At 69.0% G+C, this 23,952-nt stretch carries 18 protein-coding genes; 11 read left to right on the top strand and 7 right to left on the bottom strand.

What is annotated here, in order from left to right:
• Positions 1–87: 87 nt before the first annotated feature.
• Complete coding sequence (locus MYSTI_RS30500; RefSeq protein WP_015351673.1) at positions 88–1,422, bottom strand: MFS transporter; 1,335 nt, start codon at positions 1,420–1,422, stop codon at positions 88–90.
• A gap of 183 nt (positions 1,423–1,605) precedes the next feature.
• Between MYSTI_RS30500 and MYSTI_RS30495 the strand changes: the two genes are divergently transcribed.
• Positions 1,606–3,651 carry a spermidine synthase gene (locus tag MYSTI_RS30495; protein ID WP_015351672.1) on the top strand — a complete coding sequence of 682 codons (2,046 nt, stop codon included), beginning with the start codon at positions 1,606–1,608 and terminating at the stop codon, positions 3,649–3,651.
• A gap of 351 nt (positions 3,652–4,002) precedes the next feature.
• Here the strand turns inward: MYSTI_RS30495 and MYSTI_RS30490 are convergent, their stop codons facing one another.
• The gene (locus tag MYSTI_RS30490; protein ID WP_015351671.1) at positions 4,003–5,856 is read right to left on the bottom strand and encodes a hypothetical protein; all 1,854 of its coding nucleotides are present in this window, start codon (positions 5,854–5,856) and stop codon (positions 4,003–4,005) included.
• Positions 5,857–6,762: 906 nt separating this feature from the next.
• Between MYSTI_RS30490 and MYSTI_RS30485 the strand changes: the two genes are divergently transcribed.
• A complete protein-coding gene (locus MYSTI_RS30485; protein ID WP_084668226.1) occupies positions 6,763–8,160 on the top strand; it encodes an RCC1 domain-containing protein in 1,398 nt (465 codons plus the stop codon).
• A 160-nt stretch (positions 8,161–8,320) separates the two neighbouring features.
• Here the strand turns inward: MYSTI_RS30485 and MYSTI_RS30480 are convergent, their stop codons facing one another.
• The gene (locus MYSTI_RS30480; RefSeq protein WP_015351669.1) at positions 8,321–8,875 is read right to left on the bottom strand and encodes a dihydrofolate reductase family protein; all 555 of its coding nucleotides are present in this window, start codon (positions 8,873–8,875) and stop codon (positions 8,321–8,323) included.
• A gap of 304 nt (positions 8,876–9,179) precedes the next feature.
• Between MYSTI_RS30480 and MYSTI_RS30475 the strand changes: the two genes are divergently transcribed.
• Positions 9,180–11,099 (top strand): bifunctional metallophosphatase/5'-nucleotidase, encoded by a 1,920-nt coding sequence (locus MYSTI_RS30475; protein ID WP_015351668.1) that lies wholly within the window; start codon positions 9,180–9,182, stop codon positions 11,097–11,099.
• Between the two features lie 337 nt (positions 11,100–11,436).
• Here MYSTI_RS30475 and MYSTI_RS30470 read toward each other — a convergent pair whose 3' ends face one another.
• The 4 genes from MYSTI_RS30470 to MYSTI_RS42340 all read right to left on the bottom strand — a co-directional run bounded on the left by MYSTI_RS30470 (position 11,437) and on the right by MYSTI_RS42340 (position 14,613).
• Entirely contained in the window at positions 11,437–12,198 is a 762-nt protein-coding gene (locus MYSTI_RS30470; protein ID WP_233278006.1) for a hypothetical protein, read from the bottom strand.
• Complete coding sequence (locus MYSTI_RS30465) at positions 12,195–12,950, bottom strand: hypothetical protein (RefSeq protein ID WP_233278005.1); 756 nt, start codon at positions 12,948–12,950, stop codon at positions 12,195–12,197. Before MYSTI_RS30465 ends, MYSTI_RS30470 begins: the two co-directional genes overlap by 4 nt.
• Before the next feature lie 14 nt (positions 12,951–12,964).
• The gene (locus tag MYSTI_RS30460; RefSeq protein ID WP_015351665.1) at positions 12,965–13,441 is read right to left on the bottom strand and encodes a hypothetical protein; all 477 of its coding nucleotides are present in this window, start codon (positions 13,439–13,441) and stop codon (positions 12,965–12,967) included.
• Positions 13,442–13,620: 179 nt separating this feature from the next.
• The gene (locus tag MYSTI_RS42340; protein ID WP_015351664.1) at positions 13,621–14,613 is read right to left on the bottom strand and encodes a DJ-1/PfpI family protein; all 993 of its coding nucleotides are present in this window, start codon (positions 14,611–14,613) and stop codon (positions 13,621–13,623) included.
• A gap of 452 nt (positions 14,614–15,065) precedes the next feature.
• Here MYSTI_RS42340 and MYSTI_RS30450 point away from each other — a divergent pair, with 452 nt between their 5' ends.
• Genes MYSTI_RS30450 through MYSTI_RS30415 form a run of 8 tightly spaced genes read left to right on the top strand, consistent with a single transcriptional unit; the run spans position 15,066 to position 23,895 of the window.
• The gene (locus tag MYSTI_RS30450) at positions 15,066–15,908 is read left to right on the top strand and encodes a c-type cytochrome (RefSeq protein WP_015351663.1); all 843 of its coding nucleotides are present in this window, start codon (positions 15,066–15,068) and stop codon (positions 15,906–15,908) included.
• Positions 15,905–16,531: a respiratory nitrate reductase subunit gamma gene (locus MYSTI_RS30445; RefSeq protein ID WP_015351662.1), complete on the top strand. Its 627-nt coding sequence runs from the start codon at positions 15,905–15,907 to the stop codon at positions 16,529–16,531. The genes MYSTI_RS30450 and MYSTI_RS30445 overlap by 4 nt, the downstream gene beginning before the upstream one ends.
• Positions 16,528–17,151 (top strand): cytochrome c3 family protein, encoded by a 624-nt coding sequence (locus MYSTI_RS30440; RefSeq protein ID WP_015351661.1) that lies wholly within the window; start codon positions 16,528–16,530, stop codon positions 17,149–17,151. The genes MYSTI_RS30445 and MYSTI_RS30440 overlap by 4 nt, the downstream gene beginning before the upstream one ends.
• 13 nt (positions 17,152–17,164) lie before the next feature.
• Positions 17,165–20,146 carry a TAT-variant-translocated molybdopterin oxidoreductase gene (locus MYSTI_RS30435; RefSeq protein ID WP_015351660.1) on the top strand — a complete coding sequence of 994 codons (2,982 nt, stop codon included), beginning with the start codon at positions 17,165–17,167 and terminating at the stop codon, positions 20,144–20,146.
• A complete protein-coding gene (nrfD, locus tag MYSTI_RS30430; RefSeq protein WP_015351659.1) occupies positions 20,143–21,618 on the top strand; it encodes an NrfD/PsrC family molybdoenzyme membrane anchor subunit in 1,476 nt (491 codons plus the stop codon). Before MYSTI_RS30435 ends, nrfD begins: the two co-directional genes overlap by 4 nt.
• Complete coding sequence (locus tag MYSTI_RS30425) at positions 21,615–22,136, top strand: DUF3341 domain-containing protein (RefSeq protein ID WP_015351658.1); 522 nt, start codon at positions 21,615–21,617, stop codon at positions 22,134–22,136. The genes nrfD and MYSTI_RS30425 overlap by 4 nt, the downstream gene beginning before the upstream one ends.
• The gene (locus MYSTI_RS30420) at positions 22,133–22,702 is read left to right on the top strand and encodes a c-type cytochrome (RefSeq protein WP_015351657.1); all 570 of its coding nucleotides are present in this window, start codon (positions 22,133–22,135) and stop codon (positions 22,700–22,702) included. Before MYSTI_RS30425 ends, MYSTI_RS30420 begins: the two co-directional genes overlap by 4 nt.
• On the top strand, positions 22,699–23,895 hold the full coding sequence (locus tag MYSTI_RS30415) for a hypothetical protein (RefSeq protein WP_015351656.1): 1,197 nt from the start codon (positions 22,699–22,701) through the stop codon (positions 23,893–23,895). The genes MYSTI_RS30420 and MYSTI_RS30415 overlap by 4 nt, the downstream gene beginning before the upstream one ends.
• Positions 23,896–23,952: the final 57 nt, after the last annotated feature.

Below are 23,952 nucleotides of genomic sequence, written 5' to 3'. Positions count from 1 at the left end.
GCACGACGGGAACAGGGCAGGGGACATCACGGCTCCAGACTCGAGGGACGCCGGGCCCGTGTCAGGGGCCCGGGGAACACGAACGGCTCAGCCCGCGCCGACCGCGCGCGGAGGAGTCTCGGGGGCGATGGTCTCCAGCTCCCTCGCGGGGCGGAACAACGCCAGCGCGACGCCGGCGACCATCGCCAGGAGCCCCATCAGCACCATCATCAAGGCGATGCCCCGACCCGGGCCCATCCCCAGCAGTCCGCCGAACACGGGGGCGAAGGTGCCGCCCGGGCGCATCCCCGGCTCGAAGACGTGGTCCGCGAGCAGCCCGCTGATGACGTACGCGACCGGGGTGGACATCCACGCCAGCGCCATCCGCGCGGCGAACACGCGGCCCTGGAGGTCCGCGGGCACCAGCGTCTGCCACAGCGCCTGGCTGCAGCTCGCGATGGGCGGGTTGAAGAACGTCAGGAGGAACGCCCCCGTCGCGATGAGCAGGAGCGAGGGCTGGAGCCCCGCGAGCATCAAGCTCGCCCCGTACAGGATGCCCGAGCCGACGATGCCCGTGAGCCGGCGCCTCGGCCCGCCCCACACGGTCATCAGCGCGCTCCCCGCCACCATCCCCACCCCGCTGCACGCGAGCACCTGCCCCAGCTCGACCATCGTGAACGACTGGAGCACCAGCGGCGTCACGAGGATCTCCGCCATCCCCAGCGTCAGGTTGACGACGGAGAAGAAGGCGATGAGCCCCACCAGCCCGGGGCGCCGGAAGATGAAGCGCACCCCGAACGTGAGGTTGGACACCCACCCCTCCTGCGCCTGCGCCGCTCCCTGCGCGCTGGGAGGCGGCGGGGGCACCCGCACCAACAGGTTCGCCACCACGGCCAGCCCGAACGCCGCCAGGTCCAGCATCATCACCGTGGACAGCCCCAGCTTCATCATCAGGAGCCCGGCCAGGGGCGGCGCGAGCGTGCGGCCCGCGGCCTGCGCCAACTGCAAGAGCCCGCTGGCCCGGCCCAGGTGGCGCTCGGGGATGAGCACCGTGGAGGCCGCGACGAACGCCGGCTCCTGGAAGGCGTCCGCCACCGCCGTCAGGCACACGCCCAGGTACACGTGCCACAGCTGCAGGTTGCCGCTGGAATACAGGAGCAGCATGCACAGGGTGCTCAGCGCGGCCACCGTGTCGCTCACCAGCATCACGCGCTTGCGGTCCCAGCGGTCCACCACGACTCCCGCCACGGGGGCCAGCAGCACCATGGGGGCCACCGCGCACAGGGTCATCGTCGCGAAGCGGGTGACCGAGCCCGTCTGCTCATACACCCAGATGCCCAGCGCGAAGGACGTCAGTCCCGAGCCCAGAATGGACACGAGCTGGCCGAACCACAGCACCGCGAACGTCGCCAGACCGCGGCGCGATGTCTCAGGACTCGTCATGAAGGAAGGCCGCTCATGTTGGCTCGCGAATTCGATGGACCTCGACTATGCCACACTTGTTTTGTTTGCCCATGTTGAACTGAATGTCTGACACGTCTGTGGTACTCAACGCAGGACTTCGCCCCGCCGCCAGCGAGGGCTGCGTCCCTCCCCCGCGCCCCCTCGCGCTACCAGGTGCTGGATATGTCTATTCCCGCTGAATCACCGCCGGTCTCACGTCTGTTCTCCTTCTACCTCCACGGACTTGCGTTCCTGGGTGGCTTCAATGTGATGTTGCTGGAGATGTGTGCCTTTCGGGTGCTCCAGACCACGTTTGGCTCATCCATCTATGTGACAGGGGTCCTGCTCGCGCTGGTGATGATTGCCCTGTCGCTGGGCTATTTCCTGGGCGGGCGGCTCTCGCAGCGGAACGCGTCGCTGGAGTTCCTGTTGGGAATCGTCGCCGTGGCGGCGGCGTATGTCTGGGTGACGGGGGGGCTGCTCTCCGAGCCGCTGCTCGACTTCAGCTTCGGCCTGCGCAAGGTGTTCACCAGCGGCCTCATGGGGCACGTGCTGCCGCCGGCCGTGGCCACGCTGCTCCTCTACATGCCCCCCATGCTGGCGCTGAGCCACGTGTCGCCGTTCCTCATCCGGGTGTTGGCCACGCAATCGCGAGGCGTCGGCGCGACGGCGGGCAACCTGATGGCGGTGTCCAACGTGGGGAGCATCGCGGGCACGCTCTTGCCGTCCTTCTTGCTCATCCCGCTGTTGGGGGTGTCCACGACGCTGGGCATCTTCATCGGGACGTTGCTCGTCATCGTGGCCGCGGGTTTCCTCCTCGTCCGCCGGAAGGTGCCGGCGACGGCGCTCGCGGGCGTGCTCCTGGCGGTGGCGGTGGCCACGCCCCTGGCGAGGGACGCCTGGGCGGCGCGCGCGCCCGAGCCGCGCCCCATCTTCGAGTCGGAGTCCCTCTACGGGAATGTGAGGATCTTCCGCTCGCAGGACGACGACGGCGACGAGAAGCTGGAGTTCATGCCGTCGCGGGACTACGTGCACTCCACCGTCTACCCGGGCCGGCCGTTGAAGGACCAGTTCACGACGGCCTACGCGAACGTGGGGCTCGCGCGCGGAGCGAAGCGCTACCTCATCCTGGGCACGGCGCTGGGCGGCGTGGTGTCCGCCATCCTGGAGGCGAACCCCGAGGCGCGCATCACGGCGGTGGAGATCGACCCGCTGGTGATGGACCTGGCGCAGCGCTACCTGCCGGCGATGCGCAGTCCCCAGGTGCGGCGGGTGGTGGAGGACGCGCGGCTGTTCCTGCGCGAGGACACGCAGGAGTACGACTACATCGTCGTGGACATCTTCTCCGGCGAGCAGATTCCCGCGCACTGCGTGAGCCAGGAGTTCTTCTCACTGGCGATGGCGCGGCTGGCGCCGGACGGCGTGCTCCAGATGAACACCAACCTGTGGGACTTCCACATCACCACGGGGCTGGAGCAGCCGGAGCCGTTCGTGCCGGTGCGGCACATCCACTCGGCGCTGCTGCGCGCGGGCTTCGCGTCGCTGTTCCAGAGTGACTTCTTCGAGCACGGCCATCTCTATGCGTTCCGTCAGTCGACCCCGCACGCGGAGGTGCGGCGGACGTTGGCCCGGGCGGCGCTGGACCCGGCGGTGGAGCCGCACCTGCGGGGCTCGTATGGGATGACGGCGCTCGCGCTGGTGCCCATCCCGGACGAGGTGCGGGCGCTGCGGCCCTTCACGGACCAGTGGCTGCCGGAGCACCTGTTGCACCTCAAGGACAACTTCGAGCTGTACCTGCGGGCGCTGGCCCGGGCGCGGGAGCTGCCCGCCTGGAAGACGGAGGTGGAGGCCGCGGGAGGGACGCAGCTGCGCCTCATCAGCGCGCGGCACTACGCGGAGGTGGGGGCGTCCGGCTCGCCGTCGTACGGCGGGTACCGCGCGTACATGAAGGGCGCGGGTGGGGAGGCCTACTGCAAGGAAGTGCTGGAGTGGGTGAGGAAGGCGCCCGCCGACACGATGTTCGTGGAGCTGGCGCGCTACCTCCACACGCGCGTCATCCGCGACTGCGACCGAGTCTTCGGCTCGGAGGCGAAGGACGCGCCGGACGCGAAGACGGCCGAGGGGGCCTTCCGCCTCTACGTCACGGGCGCGCTCCTGGTGGACGACAACCAGGGAGCGAAGGCGGTGCCGGCGTTGTCGGAGCTGCTCCAGGCCCAAGTGGCGCTCTGAGCCATCGGGTCTCCGCTCGAGGCGAGCCCCTCTCCGGATGAGCACCTTGTGCTCACGGGAGGGGCTTCGTCCGTTCATGGAATCAAGAAGAGCGGGTCGCCATCTTGGACGGCCGCCCGGGCACAAGCCGTCCGTTCGCGCGCGACCTGGCGCTTCGTGACATGGGCGCCGCGAAGACGTCCGAAGCGTTTCATGCGCATGTCAAATCGAACCTCGACGAGCTCGAGGCCGCGAGCCATTCATTGACGAGGGAGGACAGTCATGAGGGGCTCGTCGATGGCGTGCGAACGGCTGAGGGTCCGAGTCGGCGCGCTCGTGGAGGCTCGGGCGGTGAAACCCGAAGCGTGGGTTTCAGGTGTCCGTGAGCCCCCATTCGCGTCGGCTCCAGGGCACGAACAGGGCGCGCGGGAAGAGGGGCTTGGGAGGCTTCACCTCCGGCGTTCGGGCATGGGAGAGGATGTCGAAGGCGAACTTTCGCGCCGAGGGCATCGGGAGCTCGCCCTGCGCGCGCCCCTCGTCGCGCGCGAGGTGGAACTCCAGGCTCTCATCCACGAGGTGGCGAATCTGGAAGGGGGTGTAGATCGAATATCGAACCGCGCTGGAGAACGTCTCCATCACGGCCGCGGAGGCATTCATCAACAAGGAGAGGTCATCGGGCCTGCCACGCTTCGCGAGGGCGCGGAGGGCCTCTGCCGCCGCGAGAGGCGCATCGCCCCAGGCGGCATCGTCCGTCAGGGCTTGCTCCACACACGGCTGACCGGCCTCGGGGTCCACTTCGCACAGCCAGCGCAGGGCCTCGGCTCGAAGCCAGGGTTCGGGCGCCTCCCGGGCCAGCCGCACGAGCTCGGGCAGCTCCTCGCGTCTTCCTTCGCGGACCTGGGCCGCCACGGCGCGCACACGCAGACCCGGATGCGTCGACCGCGTCAGTGCCTCCACTCGCTCCCGCGCCGTGTCGCCCACACCTCCCAGCTCGAACAGCGCCTCGAGCGCGAAGCACGCGGCGACGTCGTCGCTGCCTTGCAAGACATGGAGGAAGAAGGGGCGCTCCTCGGGCCGGGGCTCCATCGCCACCTCCTGGAGCAGTTGGAGCACGAGTGCTGGCAGCTCCGCCGCGCCGAGTGACTCCCAAGCCCACTGAATGGCGGCCGGCCGGTCCACGAGGAGGAGCGCCGCGAGCAGGGCTCTGCGGGGATGTTCGGCCATGTCCGGATGGCGGAGCAGGCTCAGGAGCAGGGGCCTCTCCTCGGTCCACTCGGCCAGGAGTCTGGCGGCGAACGGGAAGTTCTTGCCGCGCTTCGCCGGGCGGTTGTCGTGCAGGAAGGTGAAGAGGTACTGGTGGGTCGCCGCGTGGCGCAGGCGCTCGCGCAGGTCGTCCACGGCGAAGTGGGCGCGCAGCTCGGGCAGCGGGAGGCGCAGGGCCTCGGCTGCTTGCTGGTACAGCTCGGGGCGCAGTCGCGCCCATCGGACGAAGGCTTCGGTGGGAAGTCCCCTGCGCAGGTCGTCCATCATCTCCTCGGAGACCTCCTCGTGGGCGAGACGCGCGAGGGCGTCCCAGGCGCTCGGGTGCTCCCAGGTGGCCACGACCGCCGCGATGTCGAAGCGCGGGTCCGGGAGGTCGCGTTGAATCACCTCCCGGTCCTCGGCGAACCAGCGCGCGAGCAGCAGGTGCCGGAGCCGCGCGTGCAAGGGGCGGCTCCGCGAGCGGCCGAGCACCTCGAAGCGCGCTCGCGCCGTGGCGCGGGAGAGGGCCTGCTCGGCGATGGCGCAGTCCTCCTCCGTGCGAGCCAGGGAGAGGATCACGGCCAGGTCCAGCTTGCTTCCCCCATCGCGAGCCGAGAGGGCCTCGTCGAGGAGCCCCGCGAGCTCGCGCGGAGACAGTTCAATCCCCAGGGTGTGAGCCCCCTCCAAGGCGAGTCTCCGGGCGCCGGGTGTCTCGCGGTCATCGAGGAAGAGGTCGCGCAGGGCGTCACGCTGCGCCGGGCCCGCGAATCGCGCCAAGAGGTCGATGCAACGCTCCCGCGTCTGGTGTCTCCAGGGCGGCTGGGGATGCTCGAGGCGGTAGAGCGCTTCCTTCCGGGAGTGCTCGTTGGCGGAAGTGCTCTCGTGGGGATGCGGTCCATCGAGCGGAATCGACTGGAGGACCGACAGCAACTGCGCGCAGAGGCTCTCGCGCGAGGACCACTTCAGCTTCAGGAACGGAGACACAATGGACGCCGAGTTGGGGCCGGCTGGCGAGACCGACTGCGAGGATGCAGGTACCTCCAGACGTTATCCGTGGTTCGGTGCTGTTGCAATCCAGATGTAGCTCCCGCCAGGTCAGTCCTGCCGCCTCTGCGTGCTCACGTCACGAGGGGCCATCCCCCGTGAGGTGTTTCATGGACTCCTGGGGCGGAGGAGACACCCCTCCCTGTGTCTGCCCGACCCGGGAGACGCGCTTCCCGGCGACTCACCGCCTGAAACGCACAGCTCACCGACGCTTTGAGGGGTTTCGCAGATTCGCCCAGCGAGTGGGCGGAAGACTCGGGAATCCTCCCTCGCGTGGCGGAGCGGCTCGATGGTCATTCCTCCGACCCTCCATGCCCCACCCGCGGCGAATGATGTGTCGATGGCCGACGCGGGCCACGGGGATGTCTGTGATTGGATTGGCGCGGCGAAAGAAACAGGGCTGCGGCGTGCGGAATGGAGAGGGGGCGGGTGGTGAGCGCGCCCAGGCGCTCGAGGCCCAGAAAGCAGCCTCGGAGTCTGTTCTCCCACCGCCGCATCCCGGCGTGCCCCGACAACCGATGCGTCAGCCCGTGAGCAGACTTCCTCGGCCTCGAGTCGAAGCTCCTCGCGAATGGCCTCCCAGCGCTCGCTTCGAACCCAACGGCCATGGACCGCGTGAGCGGCCTTGGCACCGCCTGGGGTTCGACTGGATTTGGCCCAGCACACCCACGGTGGGTGCCTCACGTCGAAAGAAATGATTGAGCGTTGCGACCTTGGAAGCAGGGCTCCGTTATTCCGATACCGCCCATGGGGTTTCTCCACATGGGGGATGTGTCTACTCTGGGGGGACTGGTGAAGTGTCCAATCATTCGTCTCCGCCGGAGCTTCTCTTTGCACGGTGGCTGAATGCATTTCAGAACAACTCCAGGTCTCCTCTCCCTCGTTCGAATCTCCGTCCTCCTTGGCTCCTGTGCCCTCGCCGCGTGTGGAGCGGACAACACGCCAACACCAACTCCAACTCCAGAGCAGCCTCTGCCGCCGCGGACGAATGAGGCCCCGGTCGCGGCGGTCTTCGCTGGAAGCTCGCATGCGTGCGCGCTCTTTCCAGATGGGCGCGTCAAGTGCTGGGGCAATGGCTCGAGTGGTGCGCTCGGGAGCGGGCGGGAAGATGACCAGGGGGGCAGGCCAGGTGAGATGGGCGCCGCGCTCCCCTTCGTGGGCCTCGGCACGAAGCAGAAGGTGACGACGCTCTCCATCGGAGGCAGCTTCACCTGCGCGCTCCTCGAGAGCGGCGTGGTCAAGTGCTGGGGGCGCAACACCGAGGGCCAGCTCGGACTCGGCGACACGGTGAACCGCGGAGCGGGTCCCAGAGAGATGGATGACGCGCTGGCCTTCGTGGACCTCGGCGTGGGGCGGGTCGCGAAGGCGCTCGCCACGGGGTACGAGCACGCGTGTGCGATCCTCGAGGATGGGGCCGTCAAGTGCTGGGGCTACAACATGAATGGGCAACTCGGGCTCGGCGTCCGCTCCAACCATGGGGATTCGCAGGGGTCGATGGGCGACGCGTTGCCCACGGTGAACCTCGGGACGAAGCGGACCGCGAAGGCAATCACCGCGGGGCGTGCGCATTCATGCGCCATCCTCGACGACGGCGCGGTCAAGTGCTGGGGCGGAAACGAATACGGCCAGCTCGGGCTCGGCGACAAGGCGTCCCGCGGAGTGGAGCCGGACGAGATGGGTGATGCATTGCCCGAGGTGAAGCTCGGCGTGGGGCGGACCGCGACCGCCATCGCCGCCGGCAATCTCCACACGTGCGCCATCCTCGATGATGGCGCCGTCAAGTGCTGGGGCGACAACGGGTATGGTCGCCTCGGGCTCGGCGACAAGTCGGGCCGCGGAGATGCTCCGGGCGAGATGGGCGATGCGTTGCCTTCGGTGGACCTCGGCACGGGGCGGACCGCGAAGGCGATCTCCTTGGGCTACTACTACAGCTGCGCGCTCCTCGATGACGACACCCTCAAGTGCTGGGGGTTCAACGATGGCATCCTCGGGCTTGGTGACATGGAGAGTCGTGGAGAGCGCCGGGGGCAGATGGGCGAGTCGTTGCCTCGGGTGAACCTCGGCACGGGACGGACCGTGAAGGGGCTCGCCGCGGGTTCGCATTCCATGTGCGCGCTCCTCGATGATCGCTGGGTCAAGTGCTGGGGCACCAACTCCTGGGGCCAGCTCGGACTCGGCGATACGAAGCACCGCGGGGGCTCGGCGGGGGAGATGGGAGACGCCCTCCCGGTCGTCGAGCTGTAGTGCGGCGAGTCGGGAGACGGCGACCTCCCGTGACGGGGCAAAGGGCTGCCTTGCGGCAGCCAAGCCGTATCCCCGGATGGACGTTCACAGGCGTTTCGATGCGGCCCCTTCACAGGGGCCTGAAGGAAGCCGCCGGTGACGCACTCGGGTTCGTCCGTGCTCAGCCCGCTTTGCGGCGGAAGTGGAGCGCCTGCACGCCGGACTTGAACCGCTGCGTCGAGAGGAGCTCGAGCTGCCGCGGAGTCGGCAGGCCCTGAAACAGCGTCGGCCCATGGCCGCTGATGATGGGGTGAAGGACGATGCGGTACTCGTCGATGAGCCCCCACTCCTCGAGCGCAGCCGCGAGCTTGGGCGCGCCGACGAGGACCCCCTGCGCGGTCTTCGCCTTCAGCGCGGAGATCGCCTCGCGAAGGTCCCCCTCCACCTTGACGGTGTTCTGCCACGGAAAGTCGCTCCGGGTGCTCGACACGACGTACTTCGCCTTCGCGTCGAGCTTCTGGGCCCAGTCTCGCATCGCGCGCGGCGCCTTCTCGTCGCGTGCCACCGCCGGCCAGAATCCCTCCATCAGCTCGTAGGTGGTGCGCCCGAAGAGCATCGCCCCGCTCTGCTCCATGACCCGCGTCCAGTAGTCGTGCAGCTCGTCGTCGGCGATTCCCTGGGTGTGGTCGATACACCCGTCCAAAGTCACATTGATGCCGAAGGTGAGGATGCTCATGGCCTGGGATTCTACGAAAAGCGCGCTCATCACGCAGCCGTTCGGAGGCCTCGACGCAATGCCCCATCCAGAGGGGCATCGGCGCGCAGGAGCCGCGGGCCGATGGAGCTGCGTCGGTTTCGGTGAGCCCGCTCGAGGGAGAACAACGAGGCGCCGGGTCAACGAGGCGCCGCCGTCCACACCCTGAGTACGGGAGATTGTCGAGACGAAGTCGGGGGCGCGAGCTTCACCGTGTCGCCGGGGAGTGCGTCATGGGCCGCGAACCAGAGTAGGTTTCTCCTCCCTGCTCGTGGGAGTTCCGTCGATGCCACAATCCACACCGCGCTCGTCATCTCTGGAATCGCGTCCCAGCGTCTTCCTTCTCGCCGGAGCGTTCGTCACCGGCATGTTGCTCTTCGCCCAGGGCGGCTGCGGAGGTGACGAGTGCCAGGACGCCGCCGACTGCCGTGAAGACGAGGGACCGCCGGTTTCGAACACGGAGTGGGTCTGCGAGAACAAGCGCTGTGAGTCGCGTTCCATCCAGGTGCCGCCCCAGGATTCCGGCACGGACGCGGGGACGCCCGACTCCGGGACGCCCGACTCGGGGAGGCCGGACTCGGGGCCTCCCGACTCGGGTCCCACCACGGTGAGCGTGCAGGTGCTGGCGTTCAATGACTTCCACGGGCAGCTCGAGGAGCCCTCGGGCCAGATTCTGGCGGGCGTGGCCCCCGACGGTGGACCGGTGCGGGTGGGCGCGGGCGGCGTGACGTACTTCGCCCGGCACATCGCGGCCCTGCGGGCCACCAATCCGAACACGGTGGTGGTCGCGGCGGGAGACCTCATCGGCGCCTCCCCGCTGCTGTCGGGGCTCTTCCACGACGAGCCCACCATCGAGGCGATGAACCTGATTGGCCTGGACCTCGTCGCGGTGGGCAACCACGAGTTCGACGAGGGCACCACGGAGCTGTTGCGCATGCAGTCGGGCGGCTGCCACCCGGTGGATGGCTGCACGGACGGGGATGGCTTCGCGGGCGCGAAGTTCAAGTTCCTGGCGGCCAACGTGGCCACGAGCGTGGACCGCACGCTGTTCCCCCGCTACGACGTGCGCGAGTTCGAGGGCGTGAAGGTGGCCTTCATCGGCATGACGTTGGAGAACACGCCGGAGAGCGTCACGCCCACGGGTGTGGCGGGGCTCACCTTCAAGGACGAAGTGCAGACGGTGAACGCGCTGGTGCCGGAGCTGCGGCAGCAGGGCATCGAAGCCATCGTCGTGGTGGTGCACCAGGGCGGAATTCCGGCCGCCGGCTCGCTGGTGAACGAATGCAAGGGCGCGGGCTCGGACGGCCTCATCGCGGGTGCCATCGTGGGCGTGGCCAAGGGCATCAACGACGCGGTGGATGTCATTGTCAGCGGCCACACGCATCAGGCCTACAACTGCGTCATCGATGGCAAGGTCGTCACGAGCGCCTCGTCGATGGGGCAGCTCGTCACGGACATCGACCTGACGTTGAGCAAGGCGACGGGCGACGTCGTGGCGGCGCGAGCGAACAACATCATCGTCACTCGCGACGTGCAGGAGGTCGGCGCGGTGAAGGAGCTGGTGACGAAGTACCAAGCGCTCGTCGCGCCGCGGGCCAACCGGGTCATCGGCTGGGTGGCGCAGACGCTCAGGACACAGTCGGACTCCGCGGGCCAGTCCACCCTGGGCTACGTCATCGCGGACTCGCAGCTGGAGGCGACGAAGCCCGCGAACCTGGGTGGGGCGCAGGTGGCCTTCATGAACCCGGGCGGCGTGCGCGCGGACATCGCCCAGGGCGAGGTCACCTACGGCGAGGCCTTCACCACGCAGCCGTTCGGCAACAGCCTGGTCACCCTGACGCTGACGGGCGCGCAAATCGAGCAACTGCTGGAGCGGCAGTGGCGGCCGTCGGGAGCCACCCTCATGCTGCTTCCGTCTGCGGGCTTCACCTATTCGTTCAGCGCGTCGGCGCCCATCGGGAGCCGCGTCGACCCGGCGTCCATCCGAATCAACGGCGTGACGGTGGACCCGGCGGCGAACTACCGCGTCACCGCGAACAGCTACCTCGCGAGTGGGGGTGATGGCTCCCAGATTCTCGCCGAGGGGACGAACCGGCTGGGGGGCGCCGTGGACAGCGACGCGCTGGAGGCCTACCTGAAGGCCCACAGCAGCCAGGCGAACCCCTTGCCCGCCCCCGCGCTCAATCGCATCACCATTCTGCCCTGAGCCTCGAGGAGGCCGCCGCCCCGCGCGCACGTGCTGGCGGAGGCGGTGCGGTCCCAGGTGGAGGACGATGCCGAACCCCGCGCGGGGCCGTGGAGAGGACCACGGTCCCGCGTTGTTCCGCCGTCATCGCCCACGGCGTGGACAGTTCCTGGCGTCGCGTCAGTGCTACAAACACGGGCCGATGCCCGACGCCGACCCCGCCTGCCTCGCGCTGTTCGCGCAAGCCTTCGCCGAGCCCGGGGCTGATCCGGCGGCACGGCCGATGACCAGCCCTGGAGCCGATTGCTGCTCGAGCACCGGGACGCCCTCGCAGCCTGGAAGGCGCTCCTGGTGTGACCTACAGCCCCGCGTCTTCGCAGAGGTCGTCCTGCAGCTCCGTCAGCGCCTTCCGCGCTCGCATGGGCACGCAGGTGTTGGTCAGGAAGTAGGATGATGCGCCCACCGTCGCGGCCTTGAGTCGCGCGCCGAGCGCGGACCAGCACCACTCGAACCCCACCTTCCTCGCATCGCCCGCGCGGGCATCCGTCGAGGGCAGGTCCAGTGCGGCCAGCACCGCCTCCGCGAGCGCCTCGTCCTTGCAGGCGCCAGCCGCCTTCCCCTCCCGGACCGCCGCGGCGAAGAGTGGCATCGCGATGTAGGCGAAGTGGCTTCTCTTCACGAGCCGCGCGGCCTGGAGCATCGTCTCCGAGCCCGCGTCCCTCGCAAGCTCCCGGTACGTGTCGACGCAGCCACTCTTCTCGCTCTCGAGGCAGCGCTCCAGCTCCTTCAGCCCCCGCGCATCGCGCGCGGAGGAGAAGCCGGGGGCCTTGGCGAGGAATTCATACCGCTGCCCCAGCGCGCGCGCCTTCCGGGCGACGGCGAACGGGTCCTTGTCGTCCGGGGCCGTGGCCGCTTCGACCTCGGCTGTCGCGGCTTCCGTCACGAGCGTGCGCCAGGTGTCGGAGCGCTTGGCGGGAGGAAGGTCCTCCGCTCGCTCCAGCAACTCCGCCCAGGACTTCTGCGCGGCCAGCGCCCGAAGGTCTTCGAGCGTCGCGGCCGGGCGAGCCATCACCGGCGTCGCCAGCAGAGACGCCAGCACCATGAGCAGTCGACGCGTCACTGGAGCCTCGCTTCCAGGAACGAGGGCCCCTCGGTCGCGCCCCCTGGTGTGGTGGTGAAGACGAGCGTGCCGGTCCCTCTCTCGAGCGCCAGGGCAGGCCCGAAGCGACAGGTCAGGACCGTGACCTCCTTCACGGTGGCACAGCGAGCCCGAGCCCGCGTCGCGAGCGGCGCACAGGCCGCCCAGACGTCCAGCTCCGCCATCACCGCGTCGTCGAAGGTCTTCCAGTCGAACGTGAAGCTCGGTGACGTGCCACACGCCTTGCTCAGCGCCGCCATGGCCTCGGTGGCGCGCGCGGTGTACTTCTTCTCGAGGTAGGGCCAGGCCTTCTTCTCGAAAGCGGCGAGCCGCCCGGACTCTCGTTGCAGCAGGTGCGCGGAGAGCACTTCGGAGGCAGACGCCTTGTCCGTCGCCTCCTGGTTGAACTTGACGCGGAAGGAGGGCTTGCCGGGAACAAAGGCCTCGGTATCGCCGGCGCGCTGGGACAGCAGCACCCAGTCCGCGCCGCGATGACGGACGACGAAGTCGATGCCCCGCCCCATGCTCCGGGCCTTGCCGCGCACCGAGAGCCCATCCTGCTCGGAGTCGGTGCCCTGGATCCGCAGCACCACCTCCGACGCCTCGCGAGGCGCCAGCGTCACGACCTCGATGGACTGGCCATCGGTGCCCCGATAGACCTTGAGGGCCAACGACTCCAGTGACTCCGCCGCCAGGGACTCCTGGGCGCAGAGCAACAGGAGGAGCATCGACATCGTCCGCGCCATGCTCAGTTCAGCGCCTTCTCGAGGACCGCCTTGGTGTTGTCCGAGATGTTCGTGTGGTCCTTGTTCATGCGGTACGTGAGGGTGCCCTTGTCGAGCGAGATGTTGCGCTGGGTCGCGCTGTTGGTGCCGTCGTCCTTCTCCGCGGGCTTGACGCCCGTGAAGAGACACGACACGCCGGTCACCTTCTTCGCGACGGCCTTCTTGTAGGCAGGGCGCTCGCAGAGGGCCTCGATGCCATTGAGCGCCGCTTCACAGTACGAGCCGTTGCTGCTGCTGCCCCACTCCTCGGGCTTGAAGTTCTGGAAGTCGCTCTTGACGGTGAGCTTGGTGCCGCACTTGTCGTTGGCGGCCTTCAGCGCCGGGGCGATCGTCTGCTCGAAGGACTCCTTGGCCTCTTCCTGCGAGGGCTTGAGGTCTTCCTCGGCGAAGGCGGACGTCGTGAGCAGGGCCACTGCGGCGAACACGAGCTTTGAGTGCATGCGGGATGTTTCTCCAGGAATAGATTGCAATCTCGATTTTCCGTGTATTCGGGCACGGATGCAAGATTGCGGGGAGTCGACCCCGAGGTGCTGGGTGGGCGCCGCAGTGCTTTGTCGCAGCCGCGTCAGGGAATGCGCGGACCCGCGCGCTGAACCTCTCACGTTGCGTCCGTCGTGGTTCAGGGCGAGGCGGGACGGGAGAAGCGTGTCACCACTTGCCGGTTGAAGGCGGGGAGGTCGTCCTGTGAGCGGCTGGTGACGAGCGGGCCATCGACGACGACCTCCTCGTTCACCCAGGTGGCGCCCGCGTTGCGCAGGTCGAGCCGCAGGGAAGGGAAGGAGGTGACTCGACGGCCCTTCACGCCCCCGGCGTCGGAGAGCAGCCACAGGCCGTGGCAGATGGCGGCCACGGGCTTCTTCGCCTCGAGGAAGCCCTGCACGAACGTGACGGCCTCGGGGACCAGGCGCAGGCTGTCCGCGCTGGGCGTCCCACCGGGCAGGTAGAGCGCGTGATAGGCGTCCGGGCGAGCGTCTCCGAGCACCCGGTCCACGGGGAACTCAACCCTCCAGCCCTCTCTGGCCTCCGCGCGCACGATGCCCGTCTTGGGCGCGATGAGCTCCACCCGGGCACCCGCTTCCTCGAGCGCGCGGCGCGTCTCCGTCAGCTCGGGGAGGTTGAAGCCATGCGTGACGAGCATCGCCACGGTGCGTCCGGTGAGGGGACCTCTCTTCACCCCCTGGGGCGCGGAGGGCGCGGAGACATTCACGCGGGGCTCTCGGTGGAACACCTTGCTGACGATGGTCCACTGACCTCCCACCTTGAGCAGGGAGATGTAGTCGATGAAGTCATACTTCTCCATGCGAACGGACACCTTGACCATCGCGGCGGTGCCGGAGACGTCGAGTTGAAGGACCTTGTCCTCGCGTCCTTTCCCGGGGTTCTTCACCGCGCCCTGGATGTAGTCCGCGCTCGGCCAGGCGGAGAACGCACCGTCGGGCTTCACGGAGAGGAGCTTCGACTCGGCGTGGAAGGCGCGATGGAGGCGCACGGCGTCTCCGGACTTCACGCCCTCCGTGTAGTCGGAGACCGCCGCGCGGATGGCCTCCGCGTCCTCGATGGGTACGGCGGCCAGCCAGGTGGCGAACAGCATCGTGGTCAATGAGGCGGACATCCGGGGCTCCTCCGTGAAGGTGTGGAGTGACTCTCGTTTCTCGGCGGCGCGAGCGGCGGGAGCTTTCTGTGAGTGGTGGTGGCCGTCGGTGAGCGGTGGCTGACGTCGGTCAGCGGTCAGGCCTCGCCGCGAGCGCGAGCAGAAGCAGACCTTCACGTCCCATGAGCTCCGCTGGGTTTCATGCCCACGCTCCACGCAGGCCGCCCGAGGGTTCGACATGCACTCCACCGAATCGCACGGAGCTCCTCGCGCGTGTGGCACGGACGCCTTCGCCTGTTCGAGCAAACGGTGCGTCCGCGTGAGTCCTGTCGCGCAAATGCTGCGCACCCTTCGCGGGATTTCCCGTCCTCGGCACCCGTGTGGGCCGGTGAGCACTCTGGCCTTCACGTTGCACTGCGGCCCTGCGTGCCGGGCACTGGGCCCGGCTTCCCCGTGAGGAGGGGCACGCAGCAATGCGGACACGTGTGCTGGGAGGACGGCCGCGTCAGGAGCGCAGGCTCGTTCCCATCATCCCGCTCCTGGCTGTCCTGGGCGCACCGGCCGCGATGGCCGAGGGCGCGCGGCCAGGAGCGCAGCTCTTCACCCAACGGTGCGCGACCTGTCACTCGGTGGGGGAGGGCGACCGGATTGGGCCCGACTTGCACGGCGTGCTGGAGCGGCGTGACGAAGCCTGGGTGACCCGCTTCATCACGAGCCCGGGCGCGCTCATCGACTCGGGAGACCCGGTCGCCAACGAGCTGCTCTCCAAGTTCAACGGCGTGCGCATGCCAGACCAGTCGCTCACCGACTCCGAGCGCGCGAGCCTCTACGCTTTCTTCCGCGACTGCACCCAGAAGGGGAAGGGCGGCTGCAAGCCCTCGCCCGCGGAGAAGATGGGCACGGACGCCACGCCCGAGGAGATTGCTCGAGGCCGCCGACTCTTCGAGGGCACCGAGTCCCTGAAGAACGGCGGCGCCGCCTGCATCGGCTGTCACGACGTGCGAGGCGTGGGTGTGGCGGGCGGCGGCACGCTGGGACCCAACCTGACCTTCTCCTTCGCGCGCCTGGGCGAGAAGGGGATGCGCCCCGCCCTGGCGAAGGTCGAAGGGCCCATGATGGGCGCGCTGTACGCGAAGGCGCCGCTCGATGAGGAGGAGCAGTACGCCCTCAAGGCGTACTTCGCGGAGGCCTCGCGAGATGGCAGCCGTCCTCGCGCGGACCGGGACTTCTTCTACCTGGGCGTCGTCGGAGTGGCCGCGGCGCTGGGCTTCATCGGCGTGGTGTTCGCCTCGCCGTCCTCGCGAGGCAAGTCGTGAGCGACTCCATTCTCTTCAACGTGATTCCCTACGCGGCCGCGCTCGTCACCTTGGCGGGCGGCATCGCGCGGCTGACCGCCAAAGAGCCCGCCGCTCCGCCCTCGCCCTGGACTCCCGCGGGCCGCACGGTGTTGGCGGGCGCCTCCATCGTCCTGTTCCTCCACCTGGTGGGGCTCGCGGCGCCTCGCGCGATGCAGGTCTTCAATGCCTCTCCCGCGCGCCTCTTCACGCTGGAGTCGCTCGGCCTCATCGGCGCGCTGCTGTTGAGCTGGGGCCTGCTGACGCTGGGCCTTCGTCGGGCGCGTGAAGGGCAGTGGGGGGCCGCCGTCGCCTTCGCCCTCGTCCTGTCGCAGGTGCTCACGGGTGTGTACGTGGCCGTGGCCCTGCGCTGGGCCTCCGCCTGGTACCTGCATGTCACGGTGCCCTACCTGCGCTCGCTGATGTCCTTCCAGCCGGACGCAACGCTGTTGCAGGCCGCGCCGCTCGTCATCCAGGTGCACGTGCTCGCCAGCATCGCCCTGCTGGGCGCGGCGCCCTTCCTGCGCTTCGGCCGAGTGCCCGCGCGAACGCCAGCGTCCGTCGAGCCGGGTCTGCTCGCCACGCCTCGCGAGGAGACACCATGAGCCGCGCTTCCTTCCGTGTCCTCGGGTACGCCGGGGCCTTCGCCGCGCTGAGCCTGTCCGGGTGCAATGGCCCGGTGAACAACCAGCAGGGCCACATGCCCGCGCAGCCCGTGGCCTTCTCCCACGCGGTCCACGCGGGCCAGTACGGGCTGGATTGTCAGTACTGCCACGTGGGCGCCGAGAGCAGCCGTCACGCGGGGGTCCCCTCCACGAGCGTGTGCCTGAACTGCCACTCGCAGGTGAAGACGGACTCGCCCGAAATCCAGAAGGTCATCGCCGCCGTGGCCGCGAAGGCGTCCATCGAGTGGGTGCGTGTCCACCGCCTTCCGGACCACGCCTACTTCAACCACGCGAGCCACGTCACCGCGGGCGTGGCGTGCCAGACGTGCCACGGCAAGGTGGAGGAGATGGTGCGGGTGGAGCAGGTGGAGCCCATGACCATGGGCTGGTGCCTGGACTGCCACCGCAAGACGCTGGCGCGGGAGGAGACCGCGCCCGTGCCTTCCACGCCTCGAAAGGGCGAGCTGTTGGCCCTGACGTCCGGCTCACCGTTGCCCGAGCCGTCGAAAACCCCTCGCATCTTGCGGCCGCCCTCGGACTGCTCGAGCTGCCACCGCTGAGGACCCCCGCGCCATGTCCGACACCCTTCCCAAGTACTGGCAGAGCCTGGCCCAGCGAGCGACCGACGGCACGGGACTCGAGCCAGGACACAACGAGTTCGCGGAGGAGCTCCCGGTGGGCGTCGCCGCCGTCCCCCCGGACGCGAGCTCCCGCCGCGACTTCTTCAAGATGATGGGCCTGAGCGCCGCCGCCGCGATGGTCGCGTGTCAGCGCGCGCCGGTGCAGAAGCTCGTCCCCTATGTGTCCAGGCCGGACGAGGTGATGCCGGGCACCGCGCTCTGGTACGCGTCCACCTGCGAGGGCTGCTCCGCGCGCTGCGGTCTGTTGCTGAAGACGCGCGACGGTCGTCCCATCAAGGTCGAGGGCAATGACGAGCACCCCGTCTCGCGCGGAGGCGTGTGCGCGGTGGGGCAGGCCTCGGTGCTCTCGCTCTACGACGCGAGCCGGGCGCGCTTCCCCACGCGCACCAACGGCCGCATCTCCTGGGCGGACCTGGACGCCGAGGTGAAGGCGGGCCTGCTCCAGGCGAAACAAGACGGCAAGGCCATCCGGCTGGTGTTGCCCTGGGTGATGGGGCCCACCTTGGAGGCGGGGGTGAAGCGCTTCCTCGCCGCGCACCCCACGGCGCGCACCGTGCGCTACGAGCCGCTGGGCGAGCTGTCCGCCATCGGCGACGCGTACCTCCTCACCCATGGCGCCCGGGTGGTGCCGGACTACCGCTTCGAGCGGACGAAGCTCATCGCCAGCTTCGGCGCGGACTTCCTGGGCACGTGGGTTTCGCCGGTGGCCTTCACGCGCCAGTACTCGGAAGCGCGCGATGCCGCCGGACGCAGGGCGATGTCGCGGCACTACCAGGTCGAGCCGGTGATGACGCTCACGGGCGCCGCGGCGGACCGTCGCTTCGTCGTGGCTCCGTCCGACGTGACGCGGGCGCTCGGAGACGTGGTGCGCGGGCTCGCGGCGAAGGCCGGGCGCACGCTCCCGGGGCTGAAGGAGCTGCCGGCCTCCACGCTGGACAAGGCCGCCGTGGACGAGCTGGTCGACGCGCTGTGGTCGCATCGCACCGAGTCGCTCGTGGTGTGCGGCGGCGACGACGTGGCCGGTCAGGTGCTGGCGGCGACGGCGAACCAGTTGCTCGGCAACGAAGGCACCACGGTGCTTCCGCTGGACGGTGTCCGCCTGGATGAGGCCGCCCTGTCCTACGGCGAGCTGCTCGCGGAGCTTGCGGCGGGGAGCGTGGGCGCGGTGCTGTTCGCGGGCGTCAACCCGGCACACGCGGACCCTCGGGGCGGGGAGCTGGGAGGCCTGCTGAAGGCCGTGCCCCTCACGGTGACGTTGAATGACCGCCTGGACGAGACGACGCTGCTGACGCGGTTGCACGCGCCTGCCTCGACGCCGCTGGAGTCCTGGGGTGACGCGGAGCCTCGCCGGGGTGTGCTCTCGCTGCGTCAGCCCGCGGTCTCTCCGCTGCACGACACACGTGACCTGATGGACTCGCTCCTGACGTGGGCGGGTCTCTCCACGACCCACTACGACTTCCTGCGCGCGCGCTGGGAGGCGGAGGTCTTCCCTCTCGCCGGGACGGCGGGGCAGGACGCGGGTGGCTTCTGGGACGACGCGGTCCGGCGGGGCGTGGTGTCGCTGCCCTCCACCCCCGTGGAGCCGCTGTCGCTCCGCGAGGGGTCGCTGGCGAAGGCGCTGGCCTCGGTGGCGCGGCCTTCGGGGGAGTGGGAGCTGGTGCTGTTCTCGTCCGTGGCGATGCGAGATGGCGCCCCCGCGAACAACGCCTGGTTGCACGAGGTGCCGGACCCCATCACCAAGGCCACCTGGGGCAACCAGGCGCTCATCGCTCCCGCCCGGGCGAAGGAGCTGGGCCTGTCCGATGGCGACGTCGTGAAGGTGAGCGTGGGCGGCAAGTCCATCTCGCTCCCCGTGCTGGTACAGGCGGGAACCCATCCCTCCACGCTGGCCGTGGCGGTGGGGTATGGCCGCACGCGGGCCGGACGCATCGGCGACGGTGTGGGCGCGCATGTCTATCCGCTCGCGGCGGTGGTGGACGGGCGGGTGCGCCGCACGGTGCAGGGCGCGACGGTGGTGGGGACGGGCGAGCGTCAGAAGCTCGCGCTCACGCAGACACACTCCAGCCTGGAGGGCCGTCCGCACGTGCGAGAGGCGGAGCTGGCCGAGTTCCTCGCGAATCCCCGCGCGGGCAACGAGGGCCATGGCGGGCACGGCACCAACGGCGCCCACCCGCTCTCCATCTGGTCCGGCCACGAGTACAACGGCCACCGGTGGGGGCTCGCGGTGGACCTGAGCATGTGCACGGGCTGCTCGGCGTGTGTGGTGTCCTGCCAGGCGGAGAACAACATCCCCAGCGTGGGGCGCGACGAAGTGCTGCGTCAGCGCGAGATGCACTGGATGCGCATCGACCGGTACTACGAGGGCGACGAGGCGAACCCCCAGGTGGTGCATCAGCCGATGATGTGCCAGCACTGCGAGAACGCGCCGTGCGAGACGGTGTGCCCGGTGCTCGCGACGGTGCACTCGAGCGAGGGGCTCAACCAGCAGGTCTACAACCGCTGCGTCGGGACTCGCTACTGCGCGAACAACTGCCCGACGAAGGTCCGCCGCTTCAACTGGTTCGACTACCCGCACGACGAGCCGCTCGAGCGGATGGTGCTCAACCCGGACGTGGTGGTCCGCAGCCGAGGCGTCATGGAGAAGTGCTCCATGTGCGTGCAGCGGATCAACGAGGGCAAGGCGGCGGCGAACCGCGAGGGCCGTCCGCTGAAGGACGGCGACGTCCAGACGGCCTGTCAGCAGAGCTGCCCCGCCAAGGCCATCCACTTCGGCGACCTGAATGACCCGAGCAGCCGGGTGGCGAAGCTGGCGAAGGACGGGCGCTCGTTCCGGTTGCTGGAGGAGCTGAACATCGGGCCGTCCATCACCTACCTCACGAAGATCCGGAACACCGGGTCGGGAAGCGGAACATGAGCAACCAGCACCTGTCCCCGCTGCGCGTGCCGCTGGTCAGCGAGCCGCGCAGCATGGGCCAGCTCACCGAGGAGATTTGCGCCCCCATGGAGCGCGCGCCCACGTGGAAGTGGTGGGTGGCGTTCGGCATCGCGGTGGCGGTGTTGGCCACGGGCGCGGGCATCGTCGCGTACCAGGTGGGCACCGGCATCGGCGTGTGGGGCCTGAACAAGACCATCGGCTGGGCGTTCGACATCACCAACTTCGTGTTCTGGGTGGGCATCGGCCACGCGGGCACGCTCATCTCCGCCATCCTCTTCCTCTTCCGGCAGAAGTGGCGCACCAGCATCAACCGCGCGGCGGAGGCGATGACGCTGTTCGCCGTGATGTGCGCGGCGCTCTTCCCGCTCATCCACATGGGGCGGCCCTGGCTGGCCTTCTGGGTGCTGCCGTATCCCAATACGCGCGGCAGCCTCTGGGTGAACTTCCGCTCGCCGCTCCTGTGGGACGTGTTCGCCATCTCCACGTACTTCACCGTGTCGGCGGTGTTCTGGTACGTGGGCCTGATTCCGGACCTGGCCACCGTGCGAGACAGGCTGAAGGCGGGCTTCCGCAAGGCCGTCTTCAAGGTGATGTCGCTGGGGTGGACGGGCTCGAACCGGACGTGGAGCCGCTACGAGACGGTGTACCTGTTGCTCGCGGGCCTGGCGACGCCGCTGGTGCTCAGCGTGCACACCATCGTGTCCATGGACTTCGCCACGTCGGTGATTCCCGGCTGGCACACGACCATCTTCCCGCCGTACTTCGTGGCGGGCGCGGTGTTCAGCGGCTTCGCGATGGTGCTGACGCTGATGATCATCACCCGCGTGGTGCTGGGCTACGAGCACCTCATCACCCTCCGCCACCTGGAGAACATGACGAAGGTCATCATCGTCACGGGGGGCCTGGTGTCGCTGGCGTACGCGACGGAGTTCTTCATCGCCTGGTACTCGGGCAACCCCTACGAGCGCTTCGCCTTCATGAACCGCGCGTTCGGCCCGTATGCCTGGGCGTACTGGACCATGGTGACGTGCAACGTGGTGTCGCCGCACCTGTTCTGGTTCAAGAAGATTCGCACCTCGCCCGCGGCCATCTTCGTCCTGTCGCTGGTCATCAACGTGGGCATGTGGTTCGAGCGCTTCGTCATCATCGTGACGAGCCTCCACCGGGACTACCTGCCCAGCAGCTGGTCCATGTACACGCCGACGATGGTGGAGGTGGGGACCTTCATCGGCACCTTCGGTCTCTTCTTCACCCTGTTCCTGCTCTTCGTGCGCGTGCTGCCCATCATCTCGATCGGCGAGGTGAAGAGCGTGCTGGGCTTCGCGCGAAGCACGCCCGCGCACCCCGAGGCTCCGCCGTCGACGCGTCCTGCCCCCGTGCTCGACGCGCCGGAGGCGGCCCGGAGCCACCCGCCGCTGGCCATCGCCACCCGGAAGGATGTCCCCGTATGAGCGCCCCTGTCCTCATCGGCTACTTCGACAGCGAGGAGCGGGTCCTGGAGGCCACGCGAGCGGTGCGCGAGGCGGGCCATGACCTGCGGGATGTGTACACGCCCTATGCGGTGCACGGCCTGGATGCCGCGATGGGGCTCAAGCCCAGCCGGCTGACGTGGGTGACCTTCGTGGCGGGGGCCCTGGGCTGCACGCTGGCGATGTCGCTCCAGCTCTACACCAGCGTGGTGAGCTGGCCGCTCAACGTGGGGGGCAAGCCCTTCAACTCGTTCCCGGCCTTCATCCCGGTGACGTTCGAGCTGACGGTGCTCTTCGCCGCGCTGGGCACGGTGGCGGCGTTCCTCGCGAGGGCGAAGCTGTTTCCGGGCAACAAGCGTCAGGCGTTGCCTCGGGTGACGGATGACCGCTTCGCCATCGTCATCGCGCCCGGCCAGAAGCCGAACGCGCTGGAGTCGGCCGAGGCGCTGCTCCGCGACCACGGCGCGGTGGCCACGGACTTGAGGGAGGTGGCGTCGTGAGCAAGAGGTGGGTGGGACTGGCGGCGCTGGGGCTCGCCCTGGCGGGCTGCGAGCAGGACGAGACGAAGCCCAACTTCGAGTACGCGCCGGACATGGTGGCGTCCGTCCCCTACGACAGCTTCGCGAACAACCCGAACACGCCCGACGGCAAGACGCTGTTGTCGCCGGCGAAGGGCACGGTGCCTCGGGGGCATCAACCTCTGCACCTGGTCTCCGGGCCGGAGGCGGCCGAGCGCGCTGGAGTGGACCTGCGCAATCCCTATCCGTCCTCGCCCGAGGTGCTCGCGCGCGGGCAGACGGCGTTCCTGCGCTACTGCTCTCCATGCCACGGCCCGGGGGGCGTGGGAGACGGGCCGGTGACGGCGCGCTTCCCCATGCCGCCGTCGCTGCTCGCGGAGCACGCGGTGGGGCTGCCCGACGGGCGCATCTTCCACATCATCACCCATGGGCAGGGGCTGATGCCGGCCCATGGTTCGCAAGTCGCGCCGGAGGACCGGTGGAAGCTGGTCCACTACGTGCGCTCGCTCCAGAACCCCGCGCGCACCGCGCGCAAGGAGACGCCATGAGCGCCCCGGTCCATGCCTCCGCGACAGAGTCGCGCGGTGGCTTCGCTGTCTCGCCTGTCTTCCATCGCGCCGCGCAGGTGGCGGCGGGCGCGGGGTTGGGGGTGCTGGTCCTGGGGCTGGTGCAGGCCCCGGAGCGTGCGCTGACGAGCCTGCTCACCAGCGGCTTCTACTTCCTGTGCCTGGGATTGGGCGGCGCGGTGTTTCTCGCGCTGATGTACGTGGCCAACGCGGGCTGGTTCACCGTCTTCAAGCGCATCCCGGAGGCGTTCACGGCCTATGTCCCGTGGGGCGCGGTGACGATGCTGGCGCTCCTGCCCTTCATGGCGACGCTGTATCCGTGGGCGAAGCCGGGCGTCATGGAGACGGACCATCTGCTGCACCAGAAGCAGGCGTTCCTCAACGTCCCGTTCTTCGCCATCCGCATGGTCGTCATGCTGGCGCTGTGGGTGGCCTTCACGTGGGTGCTGCGGCGCAACTCGCTGCGCCAGGACGTGGAGCCGGGCGAGGTGCTCACGCGGCGCAACGTGAAGGTGTCCGCGGTGTTCCTGGTGCTCTTCTCGCTGACCTTCTGCCTGGCCGCGTTCGACTGGCTGATGAGCCTGGAGCCGCACTGGTTCAGCACCATCTACGCGCTCTACAACGTGGCGGGGCTGCTGAGCTCCAGCGTGTGTGCCATCACGGTGGTGGCGGTGCTGCTCCATCGGGCGGGCGCGCTGCCGCAGCTCAACAGCAGCCACTTGCATGACCTGGGCAAGCTGATGTTCGGCTTCGCCACGCTGTGGGCCTACCTCTGGTTCTCGCAGTTCATGCTCATCTGGTACGCGAACATCCCCGAGGAGACGGTGTACTTCATCGCGCGCATGCACGGCGGCTGGGAGGTGCCGTTCTACGCGAACGTGGCGCTGAACTGGGCACTGCCGTTCGTGCTGCTGCTGCCGCGTCCGGCGAAGATGAACCCGTCGCACCTGTTGCGCGTGGCGGCGGTGCTGCTCGTGGGGCGCTGGTTGGACTTGTACCTGATGGTGGCGCCGGCGCATCAGCCGGAGGGCTCGAGCCTTGGCGTGTACGAGCTGGCGGGCTTCCTGGGCGTGGGCGCGCTGTTCACGCTGGCGGTGACTCGGGCCGTGCGCACCACGCCGCTGCTTCCGGTGGGTGACCCGTACCTGGTGGAGAGCCTGCACCACCACACCTGAGTCGAACGAGATAAGCCCGGGGGCACGGACCCTCTCGGGCAGAGGCTTCATGGAGTC

The organism is Myxococcus stipitatus DSM 14675 (genome assembly GCF_000331735.1).
Lineage (GTDB): Bacteria > Myxococcota > Myxococcia > Myxococcales > Myxococcaceae > Myxococcus > Myxococcus stipitatus.
This window is presented reverse-complemented; position numbering and strand designations above follow the sequence as displayed.